This is a genomic window from Streptomyces sp. NPDC050743 (assembly GCF_044456925.1).
GTDB lineage: Bacteria > Actinomycetota > Actinomycetes > Streptomycetales > Streptomycetaceae > Streptomyces.
The window spans coordinates 1-3469 of record NZ_JBITGJ010000263.1; the positions used below are offsets into that span (position 1 = coordinate 1).

At 65.5% G+C, this 3469-nt stretch carries 3 protein-coding genes; 2 read left to right on the forward strand and 1 reads right to left on the reverse strand.

Features of this window, described 5'->3' with window-relative positions; genetic code table 11:
- Window positions 1–407 precede the first annotated feature (407 nt).
- Both ACIBJF_RS52645 and ACIBJF_RS52650 read left to right on the forward strand, forming a co-directional pair.
- Window positions 408–1418, forward strand: a complete 1011-nt coding sequence (locus ACIBJF_RS52645; protein ID WP_399184998.1) for an aldo/keto reductase — start codon at window positions 408–410, stop codon at window positions 1416–1418.
- 58 nt (window positions 1419–1476) lie between these two features.
- Window positions 1477–1893: an SRPBCC family protein gene (locus ACIBJF_RS52650; RefSeq protein WP_399184999.1), complete on the forward strand. Its 417-nt coding sequence runs from the start codon at window positions 1477–1479 to the stop codon at window positions 1891–1893.
- Between the two features lie 441 nt (window positions 1894–2334).
- Here ACIBJF_RS52650 and ACIBJF_RS52655 read toward each other — a convergent pair whose 3' ends face one another.
- Window positions 2335–3000: an acetate uptake transporter gene (locus tag ACIBJF_RS52655; protein ID WP_399185000.1), complete on the reverse strand. Its 666-nt coding sequence runs from the start codon at window positions 2998–3000 to the stop codon at window positions 2335–2337.
- Window positions 3001–3469: the final 469 nt, after the last annotated feature.

The following is a 3469-nucleotide window of genomic DNA, read 5'->3' on the forward strand; positions in this document are numbered from 1 at the left end:
CGAACCCGCTCCGGGTAGCTCCCACCAGCAACATGATCACTCGGCACGAGACAGGCACTCTACCCGATCAAGATCATCTAATCGAACGACGTTGGCTGTGGGCCCGCGCCATAGCGGGTCAGCGGCAGGCACTGCCAGGGGACGCTGCGCCGCCGGCGGTACAAGAAAGATCGCCCGTCCGCGTTCCAGGCGCGGGCGCGCTTGTTCGGACAGCGTCAACCCAGACAAATGCGGCGTCAAGGCGTTGTGCGGCACGGTCCGCCAGAAGACCCCCGCAGGCATTCACGCCTTGACCGTCACCTTCTCAAGCCGGTGTGCGGTAGTCCCCGGCCCGGCGACCGCCAACGCTGTGGGCGGCCAGGCTGACGCTCCCAAGCCTCAAACCGCGAAAAGAAGGGAACACCACCGTGAATCTCCGTCAGCTACTCCCCACACGCATCGGCTTCGGAACCGCGCCGATGGGCAACATGTTCCGCGCTGTCCCTGACGACGAGGTAGCCGCAACCTTGAACGCCGCCTGGGACCACGGCATCCGCTACTACGACACGGCCCCGCTCTACGGAGCGGGCCTGGCGGAAATCCGGCTCGGTGGCCTGCTGTCCAGCAAGCCTCGCGATACCTTCGTGCTGTCGACCAAGGTCGGCCGCGTCATCCTGGACGAGGTGGAGAGCGGAGCCCGTGACCTGGGGGAGAAGGGCGCTCTGTTCGAGCATGGCCGGCCCAACAAGATCCTTCACGAGTGGACGGCCCGAGCCACCGAGCGCTCCATCGAGGACAGCCTGAAGCGGCTCGGCGTCGACCGCCTGGACATCGTGTGGGTGCATGACATCGCTCAGGACTTCTACGGTGACAGCTGGCTGCAGAAGTTCGAGGAGGCCCGCACCGGGGCCTTCCGGGTCCTGTCCCGGCTGCGCGACGAGGGCGTCATCAAGGCGTGGGGGCTGGGCGTCAACCGCACCGAGCCCGTCGAGCTGACGCTGGCGCTGGACGAGCCGCAGCCCGACGGATTCCTCCTGGCCGGCCGCTACACGCTGTTGGACCACGCCCACGCCCTCCAGCGGCTGCTGCCGACTGCGGCCGAGCAGGGCGTCGGTATGGTCGTCGGGGGCCCGTACAGCTCGGGCATCCTCGCTGGCGGAACCCACTTCGAGTACGGGGATCCGCCCTCGGAGATCCTGGAGAAGGTCCGCCGCATCAAGGTACTCGCCGCACGGCATGGGGTGAGCATCAAGGCCGCGGCCCTGCAGTTCTCGCTCGCCCACCCCGTGACCGCCGCCGTCATCCCCGGCGCCACCAAGCCGAGCCGGATCGCCGAGGACCTCGCCGCGCTCGACGAGCCCGTCCCGTCAGACTTCTGGCGAGAGCTCCGGGGAAGCGGCCTGGTCAGCTCGTGTGCACCGCTGCCCGGCGGCGTCTGAGTCACAGGCGGCGACACCCACACCCACCACAGCAATCGACCAAACCCGAAGGAACCTCATGGCATCGACCTCTGTGAGCCGGATCATCCCGGCCACCTCCGCCAGCGTATGGGACACCATCGGCGGCTTCGGGTCCCTGCCCGACTGGCTGCCCTACATCCCCGAGAGCACACTGCTGGAAGGAGGTCGCGTCCGCCGGCTGACTGACGCCGACGGAAGCGTCATCGTCGAACGCCTCGTCGACTTCAATGAGGTGGAGCGACACTACAGCTACACCATTCTCCAAGCGCCATTCCCGGTCGTCGGATATGTCTCGACCCTACGAGTGCACTCGGTGATCGGCGACGACGGCATCTGCGAAGTGCAGTGGTCAGGCCGATTCACGCCCGAGGGTGCGACCGAGAATGAGGTGGTTGACCTCTTCGCGGGCATCTACCGCGACGGCCTGGATGCCCTGTACCAGGCTCTCACTTAAGGTCCGCCTTCAAAGGTGGTCGGTTGATGGTTCATGGTGGTGGTCGACCACCATGAACGCACCGACCAGGAAACGGAGTTGCTTGCTCCGCTGATACCGGGGCCGTGACAGGCCTGCGGAGCGCACGCTGACCGGCGGCGAGCGGTGGAGGCCCCAGCGGCCCCGGCAGCTCGGCGCCCACCGAAGCGGTGTCTGCTTCACCGGGCCGGTGAGGGTCATGAGCCGAGGACGTCGGCGACTGCGGTATGTCAGCAGCACCCGGCCAGCCCGGAGCGGGCCAGGAACCCCCATCGGCAGTCCGAGGCTGTCACCACGCTCACGGCTGAGGGATCCGGCCAGGCACAAGCCAGTTGGGAACCCTTGCGGTCGGTCGCTCTCCCCTGCCAGGACTCGGCATCTCCGGCCCCGGGCGGGCAGCGTCTCGACGGATCAGACCGTAGTTCAACTGGAAGGCTCAGGGTGCTCCGCGGCGGATGAGGTGACCGAGGTGGGGCGTGGCTTGTCGCGGGCAAGGCGCTCGAGGCGTTTGCCGGGGTCGGGGTAGGTGGGGATCAGGTGCCGACCCCAGGTCCCGTTGACGAGGCCCGCGAACGCGCCGTAGAGGCCAAGTGCTGCGGTGAGGAAGCCGAAGCCGCCTCCGACCCTGATCAGTGCGTTGGATTGAACGAACTCGCCTGCGGTGAGCACAGAGACGGTGACTGTGGTGGAGACGAACGCGGCCAGGAGCACGGCTGTCGTTCTCGCTGCCGCAAGCGTGAGCACCAAGAGGACCACTGCCCACGGCAGCAGAAACAGACCCGTCCCTGTGTGGGCCTGTTCCACGGGCAGAGTGACGACGATGTATTTGGCATAGATCACGAAGCACAGCCAGAACGCGCCCAACACGGTGAACGCGGTGGCTCCGAGCCTGCTGCCCTGCCTGAACTCGAAGATTCCAGCGATCATCTGGACAAGGCCGCCCACGAGGAACTCGAGCGGGAACGCGGCCGGGAAGAGAGCCGGGTTCACGCCAGCATTGAAGAAGCTCTGGATAATGTTTGCCAAGCTGAACGCGATGAGGCCGAGCGGCGCGGGGTCGGGCGCGGTGAGTCCGGGCGGCGGAGCCACCGGTGCAGATGACGATGGTTGCGACACGGAAGTACCCAATCTAGCGTCTCTCGATGCTGTTCGTGTCCCATGTGCTCTAGTCAAGTGCACTGATCAGCAAGCTGCTTACACTTCACCGGAGATGGCACCGAAGCGATCACGAGACACTAACAGGCTGGCAAACAAAATCTCGGCATGACGCGTCGGTGGGCAAATAGCGCATAGCCAATAAGCGCCATGAGTACCTGTCAACCTCAAGCACTCGGCCAAAAGCAGAACATCCGTCCACACAGCTTGGAGCTGCTGTGCATGATATGCGGCCAACCATGGGTCTCAGATCATCGACGTGTTGCTTTCTGTTCCGGAGCTCCTTGAATCTCAATGGCCGGTCAAGCGGGGTCTTCAAAGTTGAGCGGTGCGGAGGTATCCGCGGGCTCGGCGGGTGGTGACGCAGCGTGTGCGTAGCCGCTGGTTCGTAGCGTTGCGGAAC